The organism is Kitasatospora sp. NPDC088346 (assembly GCF_044740765.1).
Classification (GTDB): Bacteria; Actinomycetota; Actinomycetes; order Streptomycetales; family Streptomycetaceae; genus Kitasatospora.
Genome location: NZ_JBIURH010000191.1, coordinates 1 through 1,128, shown reverse-complemented (window position 1 = coordinate 1,128; position 1,128 = coordinate 1). Strand labels below are relative to the sequence as shown.

Here is a 1,128-nt window from a genome sequence, read left to right as displayed (position 1 = left end):
CTTGTGCTTTAACGTCTCGACGCTCAGGTGGCAGACCTGATCAGAGCTTCAGAGGCCCGTAGGTGCCGTTCGCGAAGGTGAAGACGGTCGGCTCGCTGTCGTACTCCTCGCGGAAGTATCCGCCGTAGCCGGGTTCCTCGATATGGGGTGCCAGCAGGTCAAGGATGGTGACGAGCTCGCCCATCTCGTCGTCGAGCCAGCAGTTGCGGCTGAACAGCCCCCACGCGAAGAGCTCTCGTCCGGCCGCGAAGCCGCGGGACTGACGCCGCAGGGAAGCGAAGTCTCCCCCGGGCAGGCCGCCGTCCGGGTCCGGAGCGAGGACCGGGTATGAGTGCTCCTCCGGGTCGAGCGTGGTGGGACGCACGGTGGTCAGGCCGAGGTGCCATCGCAGGGCGTTCAGAACCGCGTCGGGGGTGTCGTCCCGGAGGAAACAGGTGAAGACGACTTCGAAGTGGAGGCTCACGGGAGCGCATTCTGCCCGGCGGGGCCGACAACCCGGGACCCGTTACCTTGCAGTCTGGCGTGATCGCGTTCAACCACGGTCTCCGGGCGCCGGACGGTCTTGCCGACGTCGTAGCGGGTGGCCGGTCGCTGGTTCTTCGATCCGAGCGGTCTGCCGGGGCCCGGCCGTGAGGGTTTCGGCGCACGGGCCGGGCAGGGCAACACCGGGCGGAGGTTTCTGAACCCGCGGCGGACCCGGGCCGGGGTGAGCCTGTTCGGTTCCATCGGTCGCTCCCAGGGCCGGCGGACGTCCTCGGCGAGCGGCCGGGTGAGGCGGAGCTGGGTGTGCGCGACGATGACCAGCCACGTCCACCGGTCGGCCGCTGCCGGGGTGCGGAGCTTCGGTCGGGTCCAGCCGAGGGTCTGCTTGATCATGCGGAACGTGTGCTCCAGGTCGAAGCGCCGCAGGAACGCCTGCCAGCGCAGATCGACGCCGGCATCGGTCAGTCCGGTGGCGGAGGACCACAGCCACAGCGGCAGCGGGTCTCCGCCGCCGGGCAGGCGGTCCACCTCAAGACGAATCAACGTCCCTTCGATGATGGGGAGTTCGCCGTCGTGGTCGATCCAGGCGGAGCGAGTGGTGAGCCGGGGATGGAGGCGGTCCCACGACGTTGCCTTCGCGGTGCC

At 69.2% G+C, this 1,128-nt stretch carries 1 protein-coding gene and 1 pseudogene; both read right to left on the bottom strand.

Going from position 1 to position 1,128, the window contains the following annotated elements; genetic code table 11:
* Window positions 1-40 precede the first annotated feature (40 nt).
* Window positions 41-463, bottom strand: a complete 423-nt coding sequence (locus tag ACIOFR_RS42385) for a hypothetical protein (protein WP_401006202.1) — start codon at window positions 461-463, stop codon at window positions 41-43.
* A pseudogene (locus ACIOFR_RS42380) lies at window positions 460-1,128 on the bottom strand (transposase); the annotation flags it as partial. The gene ACIOFR_RS42385 and the pseudogene ACIOFR_RS42380, both read right to left, overlap by 4 nt.